Source organism: Ascidiimonas aurantiaca, assembly GCF_037646345.1.
GTDB lineage: Bacteria > Bacteroidota > Bacteroidia > Flavobacteriales > Flavobacteriaceae > Ascidiimonas > Ascidiimonas aurantiaca.
Map to the genome: position 1 here is coordinate 499,350 of NZ_JBBEWR010000001.1, position 17,594 is coordinate 516,943.

15 protein-coding genes are annotated in these 17,594 nt (G+C 38.8%); 10 read left to right on the plus strand and 5 right to left on the minus strand.

Annotated features, from left to right (window positions below; genetic code table 11):
• The first annotated feature begins 6 nt into the window (after positions 1 to 6).
• A complete protein-coding gene (locus WAO84_RS02175; RefSeq protein WP_340063381.1) occupies positions 7 to 1,200 on the plus strand; it encodes a hypothetical protein in 1,194 nt (397 codons plus the stop codon).
• Here WAO84_RS02175 and ytxJ read toward each other — a convergent pair.
• Positions 1,190 to 1,582: a bacillithiol system redox-active protein YtxJ gene (gene ytxJ / locus WAO84_RS02180; RefSeq protein ID WP_340063382.1), complete on the minus strand. Its 393-nt coding sequence runs from the start codon at positions 1,580 to 1,582 to the stop codon at positions 1,190 to 1,192. The two genes, WAO84_RS02175 and ytxJ, sit on opposite strands and share 11 nt — an antisense overlap.
• A gap of 190 nt (positions 1,583 to 1,772) precedes the next feature.
• On the opposite strand from ytxJ, the gene clpB reads away from it, so the two are divergent.
• The 3 genes from clpB to WAO84_RS02195 all read left to right on the plus strand — a co-directional run bounded on the left by clpB (position 1,773) and on the right by WAO84_RS02195 (position 5,571).
• On the plus strand, positions 1,773 to 4,379 hold the full coding sequence (gene clpB, locus WAO84_RS02185; RefSeq protein ID WP_340063383.1) for an ATP-dependent chaperone ClpB: 2,607 nt from the start codon (positions 1,773 to 1,775) through the stop codon (positions 4,377 to 4,379).
• A gap of 135 nt (positions 4,380 to 4,514) precedes the next feature.
• Positions 4,515 to 5,111 carry a TetR/AcrR family transcriptional regulator gene (locus tag WAO84_RS02190; protein ID WP_340063384.1) on the plus strand — a complete coding sequence of 199 codons (597 nt, stop codon included), beginning with the start codon at positions 4,515 to 4,517 and terminating at the stop codon, positions 5,109 to 5,111.
• A gap of 34 nt (positions 5,112 to 5,145) precedes the next feature.
• Positions 5,146 to 5,571, plus strand: coding sequence for an acyl-CoA thioesterase (locus tag WAO84_RS02195; RefSeq protein WP_340063385.1), 426 nt, complete (start codon positions 5,146 to 5,148; stop codon positions 5,569 to 5,571).
• A 59-nt stretch (positions 5,572 to 5,630) separates the two neighbouring features.
• Here the strand turns inward: WAO84_RS02195 and WAO84_RS02200 are convergent, their stop codons facing one another.
• Together WAO84_RS02200 and WAO84_RS02205 are read right to left on the minus strand one after the other, a co-directional pair.
• A complete protein-coding gene (locus tag WAO84_RS02200; RefSeq protein WP_340063386.1) occupies positions 5,631 to 7,136 on the minus strand; it encodes a PorP/SprF family type IX secretion system membrane protein in 1,506 nt (501 codons plus the stop codon).
• 22 nt (positions 7,137 to 7,158) lie between these two features.
• Complete coding sequence (locus WAO84_RS02205; RefSeq protein ID WP_340063387.1) at positions 7,159 to 9,333, minus strand: T9SS type B sorting domain-containing protein; 2,175 nt, start codon at positions 9,331 to 9,333, stop codon at positions 7,159 to 7,161.
• 264 nt (positions 9,334 to 9,597) lie between these two features.
• Here WAO84_RS02205 and deoC point away from each other — a divergent pair, with 264 nt between their 5' ends.
• Positions 9,598 to 10,245 carry a deoxyribose-phosphate aldolase gene (gene deoC, locus WAO84_RS02210; RefSeq protein ID WP_340063388.1) on the plus strand — a complete coding sequence of 216 codons (648 nt, stop codon included), beginning with the start codon at positions 9,598 to 9,600 and terminating at the stop codon, positions 10,243 to 10,245.
• 99 nt (positions 10,246 to 10,344) lie between these two features.
• A complete protein-coding gene (locus tag WAO84_RS02215) occupies positions 10,345 to 10,860 on the plus strand; it encodes a SixA phosphatase family protein (protein WP_340063389.1) in 516 nt (171 codons plus the stop codon).
• Here WAO84_RS02215 and WAO84_RS02220 read toward each other — a convergent pair.
• Positions 10,857 to 11,621: a DUF6503 family protein gene (locus WAO84_RS02220; RefSeq protein WP_340063390.1), complete on the minus strand. Its 765-nt coding sequence runs from the start codon at positions 11,619 to 11,621 to the stop codon at positions 10,857 to 10,859. The two genes, WAO84_RS02215 and WAO84_RS02220, sit on opposite strands and share 4 nt — an antisense overlap.
• 121 nt (positions 11,622 to 11,742) lie before the next feature.
• Here WAO84_RS02220 and smpB point away from each other — a divergent pair, with 121 nt between their 5' ends.
• The gene (gene smpB, locus WAO84_RS02225) at positions 11,743 to 12,204 is read left to right on the plus strand and encodes an SsrA-binding protein SmpB (RefSeq protein ID WP_340063391.1); all 462 of its coding nucleotides are present in this window, start codon (positions 11,743 to 11,745) and stop codon (positions 12,202 to 12,204) included.
• Positions 12,205 to 12,282: 78 nt separating this feature from the next.
• Positions 12,283 to 14,778: a DUF5686 and carboxypeptidase regulatory-like domain-containing protein gene (locus WAO84_RS02230; protein WP_340063392.1), complete on the plus strand. Its 2,496-nt coding sequence runs from the start codon at positions 12,283 to 12,285 to the stop codon at positions 14,776 to 14,778.
• On the opposite strand, the gene WAO84_RS02235 is transcribed toward WAO84_RS02230, so the two are convergent.
• Entirely contained in the window at positions 14,779 to 15,420 is a 642-nt protein-coding gene (locus WAO84_RS02235; RefSeq protein ID WP_340063393.1) for a protein-L-isoaspartate(D-aspartate) O-methyltransferase, read from the minus strand.
• A gap of 209 nt (positions 15,421 to 15,629) precedes the next feature.
• On the opposite strand from WAO84_RS02235, the gene WAO84_RS02240 reads away from it, so the two are divergent.
• Positions 15,630 to 16,589 (plus strand): Gfo/Idh/MocA family protein, encoded by a 960-nt coding sequence (locus WAO84_RS02240; protein WP_340063447.1) that lies wholly within the window; start codon positions 15,630 to 15,632, stop codon positions 16,587 to 16,589.
• A gap of 90 nt (positions 16,590 to 16,679) precedes the next feature.
• The gene (locus WAO84_RS02245) at positions 16,680 to 17,570 is read left to right on the plus strand and encodes a 3-hydroxyacyl-CoA dehydrogenase family protein (protein WP_340063394.1); all 891 of its coding nucleotides are present in this window, start codon (positions 16,680 to 16,682) and stop codon (positions 17,568 to 17,570) included.
• The last annotated feature ends 24 nt before the right edge of the window (positions 17,571 to 17,594 follow it).

The window sequence follows — 17,594 nt, forward strand, 5'->3', positions numbered from 1 at the left end:
ACCATTATGAAAAAAACTGTTTTTTATCTATGTGCCCTATCTCTCATTGCATGGGGATGTAATTCTGCAAAACGGTCGCAGGAAGCACTTAATTCCGGTAATTATGACAAAGCAATTAACGTTGCTATTAAAAAATTGCAGAACAATAAAACCCGAAGAAGTAATCAAACCTTCATTTATCAGTTAGAAGAGGCTTTTAACAAAGTCACCGAAAGAGATAAAAGGCAAATAGAATTTCTAAAAAAAGACAATAACCCCGCCAATCTGGAACGTATTTACCAAACGTATCTCGCACTTGATGACAGACAAGAGCGCATACGGCCTTTGTTGCCGCTACGGTTACAGGATGCAGGCAGAGATGCCGTTTTTAAGTTTAAAAATTATAGTTCCAAAATAGTAGATGTCAAACGCGCGCTATCTGATTATTTATATGCCAATGCTTCGCAACTACTTCAAAACGCAAACTCAAAATTTGATTTTCGAAATGCCTATGATGATTTTGCTTACTTACAGGAGATAAATCCCGGTTTTCGCGATACACGTATAAAAATGGAAGAGGCACATCGCAAAGGTACCGATTTTGTAAAAGTGCTCCTGCATAATGATACACAAATGGTACTGCCCGAAAGACTGGAAGCTTCCCTGCTTAATTTTGACACTTATGGCGTAAATGACTTATGGACAGTTTACCATAGTAATCCGCGTAACGACATTAATTACGATTATGAAATGGATCTCATATTCAGAGACATCAACATAAGCCCAGAACAGGTAAGGGAAAAGCAGATAATTAGAGAAAAACAAATAAAAGACGGCTGGAAATACCTTTTAGACAATGAAGGCAATGAAGTGAGAGACAGTCTGGGAAATCGTATTAAAGTAGATAACTTTAGAACTATTACCTGCGATTACTACGAGTTTACACAGTTTAAAGCAGTTCAGGTAACCGGAGAAGTATTTTTTAGGGACTTGCAAACCCGCCAACTTGTAAATACATACCCGTTATCCAGCGAATTTGTTTTCGAACATATATATGCAGAGTTTGACGGAGACAAAAGGGCATTAGATGAAGCCGCACTACGCTTAATTAATGTAGTAGCCGTACCTTTTCCCAATAATGAACAAATGGTGTATGATGCCGGTGAGGACCTAAAACAACGTATAAAAGCTATTTTAAGACAAAACAGACTTAATCAGTAACCAGTGCCATGGTTACATCTGGAACCGTAATGGCCCCGTGCGATGCATGATAAATTACTTTCCCTTTTTTTATTAGTAAAAACTGTGGACTTTCATGCCATACGCCCAATTCTGAAGCAATATAATTAGAGAGGTCGCGCTGGTTAAGCAAATCTAAAAGGTATAAATGCACCTTTTCTTCATTCCAGGGCCAGGCTGATTCAAAACCTCTTAAAACCATGCCGCTTATCCCGCAACGTGTACTATGCTTGAATATACCAACCGGTATCTCTTGACTGTCTTCTATGATCTGCACCAACTGCTCTTGTGATGTCAGTAAGCGCCATTGCGGATTTTCCTTTTCTTTCTCTTCACCCTTCTTTTTTCTTGTAAAAAATCCCATTTATTTAGTTTATTAAGATCTAAAGAACAAAAATAACTATGACAACTCAGTATTCAAAGATGAATGTGTGATAAATAAAACATGTAACAGACATTATGACGTATGTTTTAAAAAAATAAGAGACATTTTGTCCTAATCAATAGGTTGGAACAAGAATTGAAAGAAAATAAATAAATTTAAAAAAACACCTATGAATTTAAATAATTTCACCATAAAATCGCAGGAGGCTCTCCAGAGGTCGCATCAAATTGCACAAGGCTATGGCCACCAACAAGTGGAAAATGAGCATGTTTTTAAAGCCATTCTGGAAGTAGATGAGAATGTACTGCCATTTTTATTAAAAAAACTAAATGTTAACCTGAACCTTTTACAACAAATACTAGATAGTACCATCAATAGTTTTGCTAAGGTTTCCGGCGGTGAGCTCATGTTCTCACGAAATGCAGCAAGTTCTTTAAATGAGGCTTCCATAGTTGCAAAAAAAATGAACGATGAGTATGTTTCCATAGAACACCTCGTACTAGCCATTTTTAAATCAAATAGTAAGATCGCCCAGATACTAAAAGACCAGGGTGTTAAAGAAAAAGAGCTCGAAGCTGCCATTACTGAATTGCGTAAAGGAGGAAGAGTCACTTCTGCAAGCGCTGAAGAAACCTATAACGCACTTAATAAGTATGCAAAAAACCTTAATCATCTGGCCAATGAAGGTAAACTCGACCCTGTAATTGGAAGAGATGAAGAAATACGCAGAATATTGCAAATACTTTCAAGGAGAACCAAAAATAACCCTATGTTAGTAGGAGAACCCGGTGTAGGTAAAACAGCTATTGCCGAGGGACTCGCGCATCGTATTGTAAAAGGAGATGTTCCCGAAAATTTAAAGGACAAACAAATATTCTCACTGGACATGGGTGCACTTATTGCAGGTGCCAAGTACAAAGGTGAGTTTGAAGAGCGTCTTAAATCAGTAGTGAAAGAAGTTACTTCATCTGATGGAAACATAGTAATGTTCATAGATGAGATCCATACGCTGGTAGGAGCCGGAGGCGGTGAAGGTGCCATGGATGCAGCTAATATCTTGAAACCTGCATTGGCCCGGGGTGAACTGAGAGCTATTGGAGCCACTACTCTCGATGAATATCAAAAATACTTTGAAAAAGATAAGGCTTTAGAAAGACGTTTTCAAAAAGTAATGGTGGACGAGCCTGATACCGAAAGTGCTATTTCCATTTTGAGAGGTATAAAGGAAAAATATGAAACCCACCACAAAGTACGTATTAAAGACGAAGCCATTATTGCTGCAGTAGAACTCTCACAGCGATACATCACCAATCGTTTCTTACCGGATAAAGCTATTGACCTTATGGATGAAGCTGCTTCCAAATTGCGAATGGAGATCAATTCAAAACCCGAAGAACTAGATGTGCTGGACCGTAAGATCATGCAGCTCGAAATAGAGATAGAAGCCATAAAACGCGAAAACGATGAGGTAAAAGTACGCTCTTTAAATGCCGATCTGGCCAATCTGAAAGAAGAACGCAATGAAATATTTGCCAAATGGCAAGGAGAAAAAGAAATAGTAGATACTATTCAGAATACTAAAGAAGCCATTGAAAATTATAAAATAGAAGCTGACAGGGCCGAAAGAGAGGGCGATTATGGTAAAGTAGCCGAACTTCGCTATGGAAAGATAAAAGAGGCCCAGGAAAAACTGGATACTTTACAAGGAGAACTGTCTTCTCAACAACAAGGCGGAAGTTCCTTGATCAAAGAAGAAGTTACAAATGAAGATATAGCCGAAGTAGTTGCCAAATGGACCGGTATTCCGGTAACAAAAATGTTACAGAGTGAACGTGAAAAACTCCTCAAACTGGAAGAAGAGCTCCACAAAAGAGTCATTGGCCAGGAAGAAGCTATTACCGCAGTGTCTGATGCTATAAGACGTAGCCGCGCCGGCTTACAGGATGCTAAACGCCCCATAGGATCCTTTCTGTTCCTTGGAACTACCGGAGTAGGAAAGACAGAATTAGCAAAAACCCTCGCCTCCTATCTTTTTGATGATGAGAACGCCATGACCCGAATAGATATGAGTGAATACCAGGAGCGTCATGCAGTTAGCAGGCTGGTGGGAGCACCTCCGGGATATGTAGGATATGATGAAGGTGGGCAACTCACCGAAGCCGTTAGAAGAAAACCCTATTCGGTAGTGCTTCTGGATGAGATTGAAAAAGCACATCCCGATACCTTTAATATACTGTTACAGGTATTGGATGAAGGAAGGCTCACGGACAATAAAGGACGTTTAGCAGACTTTAGAAATACGATCATAATTATGACCAGTAATATGGGGAGTCATATTATTCAGGAAAAGTTTGAAGCAGTAAAAGATATGGATACTGCTACAGAAAGTGCTAAAATAGAGGTGCTGGGACTGTTAAAACAAACGGTTAGGCCTGAATTCCTGAACCGTATTGATGATATTATCATGTTTACACCGCTTACGACCAATGATATAAAGGAGATTGTTGGATTGCAACTCAAGAATGTAACCCAAATGTTAGAAAAACAGCAAATTACATTAGATGCTACACAGGAAGCCATCCAATATCTGGCCACCCGGGGTTTTGATCCTCAGTATGGAGCCAGGCCGGTGAAACGGGTTATTCAGAAAGAAGTGCTCAATGCATTGTCAAAAGAAATACTCAGTGGTAAAATTGTTACAGACAGTATTATTTTGTTAGATGCATTTGATGACCAACTGGTATTCAGAAACCAGACGGATCTGGCAAACTACTAATCAATACATATGCACTTAAAGCCGGAAAACATACTTTCCGGCTTTTTTTGTTATCAACTCCTTGTTTATAAACAATTTACCAGTTCTTATACCAAATAGTATAATTTTAATATATTTGACATAAATACAATAGTTTTGAGTGGTAAAGCCGAAAGAACCCGTACTTTTATTCTGGAAACCGTAGCCCCTATTTTCAATAAAAAAGGATATGCTGCCACCAGCCTCAGTGATATTACCGAGGCTACCGGTCTAACCAAAGGCGCCGTATATGGTAACTTCCGGGATAAGGAAGAGTTGGCTCTTGCTGCATTTAATCATAATGTACATAAGTTGCTTTCAAAAATATCCAATCGTTTAAAAACTACCTCTTCTGCCATTCAACAATTGTTCATATTAACTAACTTTTACCGTTTTTACGGAGACTACACAAAGGAATTGGGCGGGTGCCCTGTGTTAAATGTAGGAGTAGATGCCCATATGCAAAATGCCCGGCTTACGGAAAAGGTACAACAGGTAATTGAAATATTGCAGGATCAAATTGAAGAGATTATTAAAGACGGCAAAGTAAAAGGAGAAATATGGCCCTATTTAAAAGCAGATGTATTTGCCAGGCAAATATTCATTATGATACAGGGTGCTGTGTTTTTTACTGTTACCATGAATGATCCTGTTTACCTTAAAGAAACTATGGATACCATTGATAAAATGATCATAAACCAGCTAAAAACCTAGTTTTTACTTCCGGCAAAAGTATTGCACTAAACACATGAGTTTCCAAGAACAGTTTAAAGTAAAATGGGCAGATGTTGATCCCTATATGCACCTTCGAAATACAGTGTATGTAGATTTTGCAGATCAAACCAGAGTTGCTTATTTCCACTCCAAAGGGTATGATTTTAAAAGGTTTATAGAGGAAGGTTACGGCCCTGTTATTTTAAAAGTAACCAGTACCTACTTAAAAGAAGTAACACTTCACGAAACAATTTCTGTTGATTGCAGAGCAGCTTATATTTCTGAAGATTCAACCCGTTGGGTCATCATACATCAGGTTTTTAAAGAAAATCGATCTCTGGCTGCGACTATTCGTGTTGAAGGTGGTTTTCTGGATCTTTCCAAACGCAAACTTACGAGCCCACATGAGGATGTAAAAGATATCATGGCTGCTATGGACAGAAGTGATGATTATTTATAAAATACTAAATTATAATCTATTATGGTATTCATATTAAACAAAAGGTTTATGCCTTTGTTTTAATTTCTCCGTACCCACAATATCCATGTTTCTCCCGTGTATCTTCTGTTGTATTGTGTACGTCGGTCACGCTCAATATCTGATAATTTATCATATTTCCGAAGATATACATAGTAATAGTTGTTCTCTTCGTTATAAAAATATTTTGGTTCCAGTCCCTGACTTGATAGTAATCTCATAAACAGGTCAAAATATTTTTTCTGTGCAAAGACATTGACTACTAAATAAAACCCGTATTGTACCCCTTCTATACGTTCTACGGCTTTGTATCTGCTGTTGGGAGCGTTTTCTTTAAACACTTTTCCCAGTATTTCTTTGTTAGAGTTTTTATCGATCTGGTAGGTTTCCAGGATTTCAATATCCATATCTTCAATAGCTTCTGCGCTTAGCGAGTCTTTTGCTATTTTAGGGATATTCCCGGCTGGAGGTGTATTTGCTGAACGGGCAGGCGTGTTTTTGTTTTCCTCTTTTTCTCTGGCCAGACGTTGCGTTTCTTTTTCCTGTTCTTCACGCAATGTTTCGCGTTCTTTTTCCAGTTGTTTTTTAGGCTTGGGGCCTTCTTTAAAACGTGTTGATGTTTCCGGCCGGTAACTGCGCTTTCCAAACTCTATGGCAGCGACCACTTCATACGTCGCTCCAAAAGCTCTGTTGGTATTCTGTGTACCGGTTTCTACCAGAAAACCCAGCGATATTCCCGGGGCCACCTGTGCCCCGAGTCCGCCGGAAACTCCGTAAAAATTATTATACCCTGCCTGCAGCCATCCGTATCGGGGAACATTCATAAGGGCTGTCATCCCGTATTGAAGATCCTGGTCGGGAATGGTCTTGCTATATGCTGTGGCCCTAAGAAAAGAACCTTTCCAGGTATCAGACCTGTCGGGTAATTGAAAATCATAACTGGCATGTCCTAAAAATATTTTGTCACTAAAATCTGTTTGCTGTGTAGCTTCAGAGAAGTTATAATCAAAAAGGTTTTCTGAGGTAACCCCCAGGTTAAAATTCCCTAAAGTAAGAGTAATCCCCGGCATCACGGCCATGATAATATCATCTTTACTCTCAAGGATAATGGGATCTGGTTCGGGTGTAATAAAATTCCCCTGGTTAAGTCCGCGTCTAAAGGCAATAAGGTTGATACCAAAGGTTAACCAGGATTCTCTGCCCAGTTGTATGCCCCTGGCATAATTAGCCAATAATCCTGAATCAATAAAAAGGCCGATATTGTGCTGAAAAAGTGCGAGTCCCGCACCAGACTTCTCTCCCGCTCTTCCATTATAATTTACGAGATAGGTACGGGGAGAATCTTCTACACCTACCCATTGTACACGTCCCCAAAGGCCAAGGTTCATACCTTCGTTATGAATAAATGAAAGTGCCGGATTAAAAAGGTTGGTATTGTATTTGGTAAGATTATGCTGTCGCCAGTCAACAGGCAACACCGATTGCTGCTGCGCATTGACAACCATAAAAAAACCAGTCATAAGTATAATGATAAGTTTTTTGAGCATGCAGCAAACTTAGGAATAAATACTATCGGTTAACAACCGTTATTGACCCTTTTTTCAGGGCTTTTCCGTTTTTCTCAATAAAATAATAAAAAATAGCCGCATCAGCCTCCTGGGGGCCTGCCGATGTTTCGGGCCAATTGTTTTGATATTGTTTGGTGCGCAGTACCGGGGTACCGTAGGTATCGCATATGGTAACCTGTACATCGGGATCATTTATAAATCTGGCCGGTAATACCCAGGTATCATTTATATTATCCTGATTGGGCGTTATTATATTGGGGACTTCGGTCACATCGGATATACCTACCTTAATGGTTTTTACAATTTCACACCCATCAATCATTGCGTGTAGATAATATATGCCTTCTTCAGACGCCGTAAATGTATCAGTAGATGATAAGATTAACCCGCCATCATTTTTCCATATATAAGAATCTGCTCCTGAAGCACTAACCAGTTCCTGGCTGTTGGAAGTAATAAATACTTCTGTATCAGGGAATACGGTAACCAGTGCATCGTTAACCGGGTAAATAGTAATTTCCTCAGAAGTAACGGTACAACCATTAAGTAATACTTTTACAAAATATGTTCCGGGCTTAGAAGCGCTAATTTCAGAACCGGTAGCGTCTGTAAGCTCGGTACCTTCATAGTACCAGGCATATAACGCTCCCTGGTAAAACGGGGTCGAAAGACGTGTTTCCCCGCCGTTGGAACAGATAACTTCATTATCAGCAATGAGAGACGGTTCGGGAATACGCAATTGTACTTTTAAGGTATTACTTTCTGTAATGAGCTCATCATAAGTCACTTTAACGGAATACACCCCGTTTTCTTCAAAAGATGCTATGTAAAGCGATTCACTTTCTTTTGCTTCCGAACCTGTATTACCACTCCAGCTAAATTTAAACTGGGCAAATTGGGTTCTGGGAACTAAAACTTCGATATCTCCTGCATAGGCTTTTATTTCTTTTACTTCTAAAGTCACAGTGCTATTTATACAATCATCATAAGTATTTGCATAGCCAATACGTGAAGTTATTGAGTCGGGTCTTACTACTCTAAAAACGGGAGAGTCCACAACGCCGGTACAACTACCCTCTACAGTAACTCTTGCAAAATACGTCCCGGGTTCTGATACTTCGACCTCCAGAAACCTGGAGCTGGTATATAATTCATCATCCTTATACCAGATCACACGACTGTTCCCGGCAGAACTGCTTACGGCAAGTTTTACACTGGTATCGCCTAACAAAATAGTCTCTAACGGACTCAAAGCGGTAACGGTTACAGAGTTTTCCTGGGGTTTTAAAGTTACTCCCGAAGAAGTAGATACACAGCCACCCTCATTTACCAGAGTAAGAGTGTATGTACCGTATGTAGCTTCGCCCACAGTAACTTCCAGCTTGGGCATATAGGTGGGCAATCCTTCTATTTTCTTACCGTTATGGAACCAGCGGTAATCCAGAAATTCATTGTCAATACCTGCTACAAAAGTATATGAAGTGCTTTCGCAAACCTCTACTTCAGAGGGCCCGTTAATGGATGCATTCATTTCTTCACCAAAGTTTACTACCACAATATTTGAATACAAATTTCCGGTACAATCGCCCAAATTAGGTTCTACATAATACTCACCGGATTCGGTTATGGTAAGGCTATTCCCGGTTTCCATATAAAACTGGCCATTTCTATACCAATGATAGGAAGAAGATATGTCATGATTTAGCGTAAGTGTAGCATTAGCACCTCCACATACTGTAATATCTTTGTAGTTATTGAGAACCAGTTCTACATTGGGGGTATAAAATGCATGAAATGCAGGGGTGGCAGGACTTGTCATTTGAGGAGATGTAGCCCTGACACGCAACCGATAGCCTTCTCCGGCAACATCCATAGGAAAGGAAAAAGAGGTTTCAAAGTCAAAAGAAAAGTTTTGATCTGAAATGGTTCTCAGCACCCGCGCGTCTGCAAAACTTCCGTTTGCGTCTGATAACTCTAGGATAAAGGTATTATCATTGTTAAAAATGCGTTCGCTAAAACTGAGTATAGTATAAAAAGTATTGAAATCTTCACTGACACAAGCATACGTAAAAGAGAGCTCAGGCGCATTTAACCGTTGCGAAGTAACGGTTTGTATAGGCAAAAGCAAGTAAAAACAAGGTAATAACCATGCTATAAAGCGTAGGCTCTGTTTCATGATTTTTATTTTTTGGGGTTAAAATAAAAATGTATCCAAAGGGATGTTCAAATAGGGTTTATGTAAAGGAAAGAAGTAGTTGTTATATCATATGCATTATTTTAGTTGTATATTCACGAATAAAATTAATCAAAAAAAGGTTCCTGTCAAACAATTTTAATCTTTTTTTTAGGAAAAAATGTTTCGATATGTGTATTTCAACGTAAAAAACCGTTATTTCATCGATGTTTTGACGGATATTATCAAAATGTTAAATGTAAGTAAATGAAGGTAAATTCATATATAGAACATACTCTTTTAAGTCCTTTTGCCACCTCAAAGGAACTAATTAGATACTGCGAAGAGGCACAAAAACACCATTTTCATGCAGTATGTGTAAATGGAAGCCATGTTTCTTTTGTAAAAGAACAACTTAAGGAAAGTGAAGTAGCTATTTGTTCTGTTATAGGTTTCCCCTTGGGTAGTACACATCCTAAGGTAAAGGTTTTTGAAGCCGAACAGGCTGTGAGTGACGGAGCTGATGAAATTGATATGGTACTGAATATTGGAAAATTAAAAGATCGTGACTCACATGCGGTATTACAGGAGATCTCTTTTGTAAAGAATGCCATAGGCAATCATTTACTAAAAGTAATCATTGAGACCTGTTATCTTACCCGTGAGGAAAAAGAAATGGCCTGCTTGCTAAGTGCAGATGCAGGTGCCGACTTTGTAAAAACATCTACAGGTTTTGGTAGTGGCGGTGCAGAACTGGAAGATATACGACTTATGCGCCGGGTGCTGGAAGGGCGTTTAAAGATTAAAGCCTCCGGAGGTATTAAAGATTACCAAACTGCTCTTAGCTTCATTGAAAGCGGAGCCTCCCGCATAGGGACTTCTAACGGAGTAGCGATCGTTACCGATATTTCGTGAGATGTCACCTATTAATTTATACTCTGATTTTTAAACATAAGGGTTGTTATGCTAAAAGGTATCTAATATATTTGGCATATATGTTTTAAAAAATTCATCATGAAAAAACTTTTTTATACTATTACACTTGCCCTTATTGCCCCTGTTATTGCTAATGCGCAATCTTCCAATGACATTGAAACAATAACTACCTACTACCTTATCAGGCATGCTGAAAAGGACCGATCCAATCCGGAAAACCCGAATCCTTCTTTAAAACAGGAAGGGATGGCAAGAGCTCTGGAATGGGCCGAGGTATTTGCTGATGTAAAAATAGATGCTATTTATTCTACTGATTATAAAAGGACCCGTCAAACAGCAGAACCTGTTTCTTTAAAACAAAAAGTTGCGATCTCATTATATGACCCGAGAAACCTTGATCTGAAAGATTTTAAAGAAGATACTCACGGGAAAACAGTGCTGATTGTCGGACACAGCAACACCACTCCTGCCCTTACAAATGCACTGGCCGAAGGAAGCTTCTACCAGTCAATGGATGATACTGATAACGGGAGCCTTTTTATAGTTACTGTTATCAATAACCGGATACATCATCAAAGATTACGTATTAACTAACAATCGGGGCAGCTCTGTACGTATATATTCTCCAGTTCTATATTGGATAAAAGATCGAGTTTATTGGCTTTGAATAACTTTTCCAGATCATAAAGGGTTGCTTTTTTGCTTCTGGGTTTATAGTTTCTGTAATCTACAAAGCGTATGCCATTCACCATACGGGGGTTGTAAGCTTCCCGAAAACGAAGTCCGCCCCCATTGGTATGGAACTCATAGGCAAGATAATCAACCGTAAACTCACCGGTGTGTATCCAATACAGGAAAACATCCTCAAAATCATCTCCCCCATTCTCCTCACTAAAAGTAACCTTAATTACAAAATAAGGCATTCCGTTAATGTCTGTTTGCTTCAAAAGTTCCTTTTGAACGGCTTTGTCATTAAGCCCATACGGTAAATAGGCAAAATAATGTACCGAGTTTACAGAGTTTGAATACTTAGTAATAAGTGAATCTGGCAGAATAACTTCCTTATTGTTTTCATAGCGGGTAAAACCGCGGTTGGATAATATGTCATGTACCGTAGCTCCAAATGAATCGATCACGACTCTTTGAAGGCGATAGTTCCAGTCTTTTCTGGCCGAAATATATTCTTTTCCGCGAAAATCAAAACAAATTTCCTTCCCTTCAATAAAATTTCCACCTGACTTTTCAATTGCTTTATCGATAATCTGTTGTGCAGAAAACGCAACTGTTTTCTCCTGTTGCTCTTTACAGGATACCCATAGGGTAAGGCAAAATAGCACCCACCAATAGTTTCTCATGATCATTTGTTTTAAAAGGGTATAAAATTAGAATTTCATTTTTAAATAACATTCAATTCTTTATATAACCTGCCTCTATCGATGGTGTATTTCGTATTTGTTAGTACATTTGCGTTCCCTTATGGATAAAAGAATAAACATAAAAAATAAAAAGGCCCGCTTTGAGTATGAATTGCTCGATACCTATGTGGCGGGCATTGTCCTTACCGGATCTGAGATCAAATCCATACGACAGGGAAAAGCCTCTATTGCCGAAAGTTTTTGTGAGTTTAATGATCGAGGAGAACTGTTTGTCATAAATATGTACATTGAAGAATACAGCCACGCACACCACTACAATCACAAACCCAGAAGTGAGCGCAAATTACTTCTTAATAAAAGAGAGCTTACCAAATGGTACAAAGAAGTTAAGAATACCGGGATCACTATTGTGCCATTGCGCTTATTTGTAAATGACCGGGGGTTGGCAAAACTTGAGATCGCGCTGGCAAAGGGTAAAAAAATATATGATAAACGGGAGGTGATCAAAGACCGGGATACCAAAAGAAATCTGGATCGTATTAAAAAATCATTTCGCACTTAAAGTTTAACTTTTTGTAAACACTTTGCGCAAGTGTTAAAAAGTATTTTAGTTTTGTGATAAGCTCACTTCTTAAAAAAAATGATTTTGCGAAAAAAGATCTATTCCCTTCCGGTTTTCTACTCCTTTTTTATTGTTTTATCCTTTTTCGTTACCCAAAGTACCTGGTCACAAATTAATGGTACGGTCACGAATGCTTCCGGCCAGCCGTTACCTTCTGTAAATATTTATATTAAAGGTACCTATACCGGTACTACCAGTAATGAAGACGGAAAGTACGAGCTCTCTGTTGAAAAGTCCGGAAACTACGTTCTGGTATTTCAATACTTGGGATTTAAAACCGAAATTCAAGAAGTATCCATACGTTCCTTTCCTTATGTTCTTGATGTTAAAATGCAGGAAGAAACTGTAACATTAGGTGAGGTGGTAGTAAATGCAAAAGACAATCCGGCAGACCGGGTTATACGCCAGGTAATTGCCAACCGTAAAAACAATCTGGAAAAAATAAAGAAATTTACCAGTGATTTTTATTCCCGTGGTATTTACCGTCTCAAAAATGCCCCGGAAAAAATTCTCGGGCAGGATCTGGGTGATTTTGGCGGCGGCCTGGACTCTACGCGTTCCGGGATTATCTATCTTTCAGAAACCCGTTCAAAGCTTTTTTATGAAAAGCCAGATCGCTTTCGGGAAGAAATTGTAGCTTCAAAAGTAAGTGGCGATGAAAATGCATTTAGCTTTAATAATGCTTCTGATGTAAACTTTACCTTTTATGAAAATACTATAGATTTTAATACTAATCTTATTTCTCCTATTGCTGATTATGCATTTAACTATTATAGATACCGGCTGGAAGGGACTTTTTATGACGACCGCAATACTCTTATTTATAAAATAAAAGTTACTCCAAAAAGACCCAAAGACCGGGTTGGAGAAGGTTTTTTATACATAGTTGCAGATGACTGGGCCCTTTACGGAATAGAATTTCGATTAACAGGAGAACAGGTACAGCTTCCGGTTATAGAATATATAGATTTTAAACAGAACTTCTCATACTCCGAAAAAGATAAACTCTGGGTGTTAAGGTCACAGACTTTTGATGTGGCATTCAGCTTTTTCGGGATTGAGGGAGACGGACGCTTTATTGCCGTTTACAGCAATTATGATTTCGATCCGCCTTTTAACAAGAATACTTTTAGCAGTGAAATCGTTTCTTTTGTGAAGGATGCCAACAAAAAAGAAGACACCTTCTGGAACTCCATTCGTCCGGTTCCTCTTACCAATGAAGAAGTGAATGATTATCTTGTAAAAGATAGCATTCAGGTAGTGCGAAAATCAAAAAAATACCTGGATTCTCTGGATCGTAAAAATAACAGGTTTACCGCTGGCAATTTCTTTTTTGGATATACCTATAAAAACTCTTACAAAGATTGGAGCCTTAGCTTCAACGCGCCTATCTGGGCAACACAATACAACAGCATACAGGGCTGGCATACCACTGCCGGACTTTCTTTTTTGAAAGAAAATGAAGAAAAAGGAAGTTGGTTACGTGTGAATACCGATGTTAATTACGGTTTTTCAGATAGACGGCTTCGAGCTTCCGGTTCAGTTTCCTATTTGTTCAATCGTTTTTCACGTCCTTATCTATCGCTATCCGCAGGGGTTGATGTAGAACAGTTTAACCCACAGGAACCCATAACCCCCATAGCAAACTCAGTAGCTACCCTCGCATTTAACGATAACTTTTTAAAGGCCTATGAAAAAACATTTGTTGCCTTAGACTATTCACAGGATATTTTTAACGGATTCCGATTGTTCAGTTCTTTTGCTTTTGAAGACAGAAAACCTCTTTTTAATACAGTAGATAACAGTGAATTTACTTCCAATAACCCTTTGCTCCCGGAAGATTTTACCACACCTGCGTTCGAAGAACATCAAATATTCAAAGCCAGGGTTACTGCAAGAATACGTTTTGGGCAAAAATACCTTAGTTATCCCGATGCACGTTACAACATACCCAGTGACAAATTCCCAACTCTCTATTTAACGTATGAAGGCGGATTTGGAGCCAGTGAAAATGATTTTAATTTTTCCCAAATAAGAGCACGTGCCACTCAAACCTTCGATATTTCAAACAAAGGCCGTTTTGGGTACAATCTTAAAGCAGGGGTTTTCCTTAACGCTGATGCGATCACATTTATAGATTTTCAACACTTTAACGGTAATGAAACCTTTTTAGGGACCACTCCCAACTACTTAGATACGTTTAACCTGTTACCGTATTATGCACAAAGCACCAATGAGTCTTATTTTGAGGGTCATATAGAACATAATTTTAAAGGGTACGTACTGGGCAAAATACCCCTGCTTAACAAATTGAACTTTAATCTGGTAACGGGGGCCAGTTTGCTCGCCATTCAGAATTTTACTCCCTACAAAGAGTTTTACGCAGGTATTGACAATATTGGGTGGGGTAAGTTCCGGTTTTTAAGATTTGATTACGTACGTTCATATCAAAACGGTTTTCGGGAAGATGGTTTTATTATTGGGCTAAAGATATTTAACCTGTTTGAGAATTAACTAGTTTTTATCTCCTAACAAGGGAACAAAACGAAAGTTGCCGTGTGTAGTTTTTTCAAATTCCTTTTCAGAGGTACGTTCATATACGGTCATGACCTGGTTCTCTTCTCCAACCGGGATAACCAGCCGGCCACCAATAGCAAGTTGTGCAAGAAGCGGTTTTGGTACGTAAGGGGCCCCTGCTGTAACTATAATGCCATCAAAAGGCGCCTCTTCAGCCAACCCTTTATACCCGTCTCCAAAAATAAACTTTCGCGGACGATAGCCAATAAAAGGAAGAATCCTGCTGGTACTTTTGTAGAGTTCCAATTGTCTTTCAATAGTATATACCTTTGCGCCCATACTAATGAGAACCGCCGTCTGGTAGCCACTCCCCGTTCCTATTTCCAATATTTTAGCTCCGGGTTTAACCTGTAGCAATTCCGTTTGGAAAGCAACCGTAAAAGGTTGTGATATAGTTTGCCCGGCTGCAATAGGAAATGCTTTATCTTTATAGGCGTGATCTTCAAAACCACTATCCATAAAAGCGTGCCTGGGAACATCTCTAATAGCCTCCAGTACATTCTTATCTTTTATTCCTTTAGAGGCAATAAGATCGGCAAGTTGGTTCCTTAGTCCTTTATGCTTAAATGAATCTTTCAAAGTTAGTTTGGGTTTGGTTTGCCAAAAATACGCATTATCACAATTTACTCAATAAGCTAAAAGTATTTTGTTACCAAATATCACTTATTCAATTATGAATTAGAAAAACGAAGCTTTTATTCATAATGCCCGTTTTTACTATTGGTTTTATGACTTATTTTATGGAAGAATCGTTCTTTAATGCTATTTTTGTTCAAAAGAAAAAACATATGTTAAAAGCGGGGGTTCTTGGCGCAGGCCATCTTGGTAAAATTCATTTACGGCTTTTACAGCAATCTCAAAAATACGAACTTACCGGATTTTACGATCCAGATAAAAAAAATGCACTTAAGGTAGCCCAGGAGTTTGGATATACCTATTTTGATTCTATGGAAGCTCTAATGGATGCTGTAGATATGGTAGATATTGTTACTCCTACTCTTTCTCATTACGATTGTGCCTTAAAAGCCATAGAAAAAGGAAAACATATTTTTATTGAAAAACCTATAGCCAATACCGTAGCAGAAGCCCGCGAGATTATTAAACAATGTGAGGCCCGCGGATTAAAAGGCCAGGTAGGGCACGTAGAACGTTTTAATCCTGCTTTTCAGGCAGTAAAAGACAAAATACATAACCCTATGTTTATCGAGACACACCGTCTGGCCGAGTTTAACCCGAGAGGTACCGATGTTCCCGTGGTATTGGATTTGATGATCCATGACATCGATATTGTATTAAGTGTTGTAAATTCAAAAGTTAAGAACATACACGCCAGTGGTGTATCCGTTATTAGTAATTCACCCGATATAGCCAATGCCCGTATTGAATTTGAGAATGGTTGTGTAGCCAACCTTACAGCCAGCCGGATATCACTTAAAAACATGCGGAAATCCAGATTTTTCCAGCGGGATGCCTATATTTCTGTTGACTTTCTCGAAAAAAAAGTAGAGGTAGTGAAAATGAAAGATGCACCTGAAAAGCCGGAAGAATTTGCACTAATACTTCAAAATGCAGAAGGGGCTAAAAAGCAAATTTATTTTGAGAATCCCAAAATACATCAAAATAATGCTATTCTCGATGAGCTGGAAACATTTGCAGACGCAATTACAGAGAATACTACTCCCATCGTTTCTTTGAGTCAGGCCACAGAGGCTTTACGAATCGCACATCAAATAATAGATCTTTTCTAATAAAAACCTTTGGTTAATTACCGTACATATATAAAGAAAATACCTGGAACCCCCTACAAAGTTCCAGTAAACTAAATCTAATTAATCTCTATGAAAAATATTTCAGTTATTGGTGCCGGAACTATGGGTAACGGAATTGCCCACACTTTTGCACAATATGGTTTTAAAGTACAATTAATTGACATTGCCGCTCCTTCTCTGGAAAAAGGTATGGCTACTATTACCAAAAACCTGGACAGAATGGTAGCGAAAGGCAGTATTACCGAAGATAGCAAAAAAGAAACCCTGAATAATATTACTACCTGTACAAACCTTAAGCAGGGAGTTGAACAGGCAGACCTGGTAGTAGAGGCTGCCACAGAAAATGTAGAGCTTAAACTCAATATTTTCAAACAACTGGATGAGTTTTGCAAAACAGATGCCATTCTGGCCACCAATACCTCTTCTATTTCTATTACTAAAATTGCAGCAGTTACCAAGAGGCCGGGACAGGTAATAGGAATGCACTTTATGAACCCCGTACCACTTATGAAGCTGGTTGAGATTATACGCGGATATGATACAACAGATACGGTTACCAAGGCCGTTACAACACTGTCTTTAGAATTAAATAAAACCCCGGTAGAAGTAAATGATTATCCCGGTTTTGTAGCCAATCGTATTTTAATGCCCATGATCAACGAATCTATAGAAACCCTATACAATAGCGTGGCCGGGGTTAAAGAGATAGATACCGTAATGAAATTAGGTATGGCACACCCTATGGGCCCTTTACAATTGGCAGATTTTATAGGATTAGACGTATGTCTTTCGATACTTAATGTGATGTATGAGGGCTTTAAAAATCCTAAATACGCCCCCTGCCCTTTGCTGGTAAATATGGTGACCGCAGGTAAGCTGGGTGTAAAATCGGGGGAAGGTTTTTATGACTACTCCGAAAGCAGGAAAGCCGAAAAAGTAGCCAACCAGTTTGCAGGTTGAGAACTTAGATTAATGATTTAACCG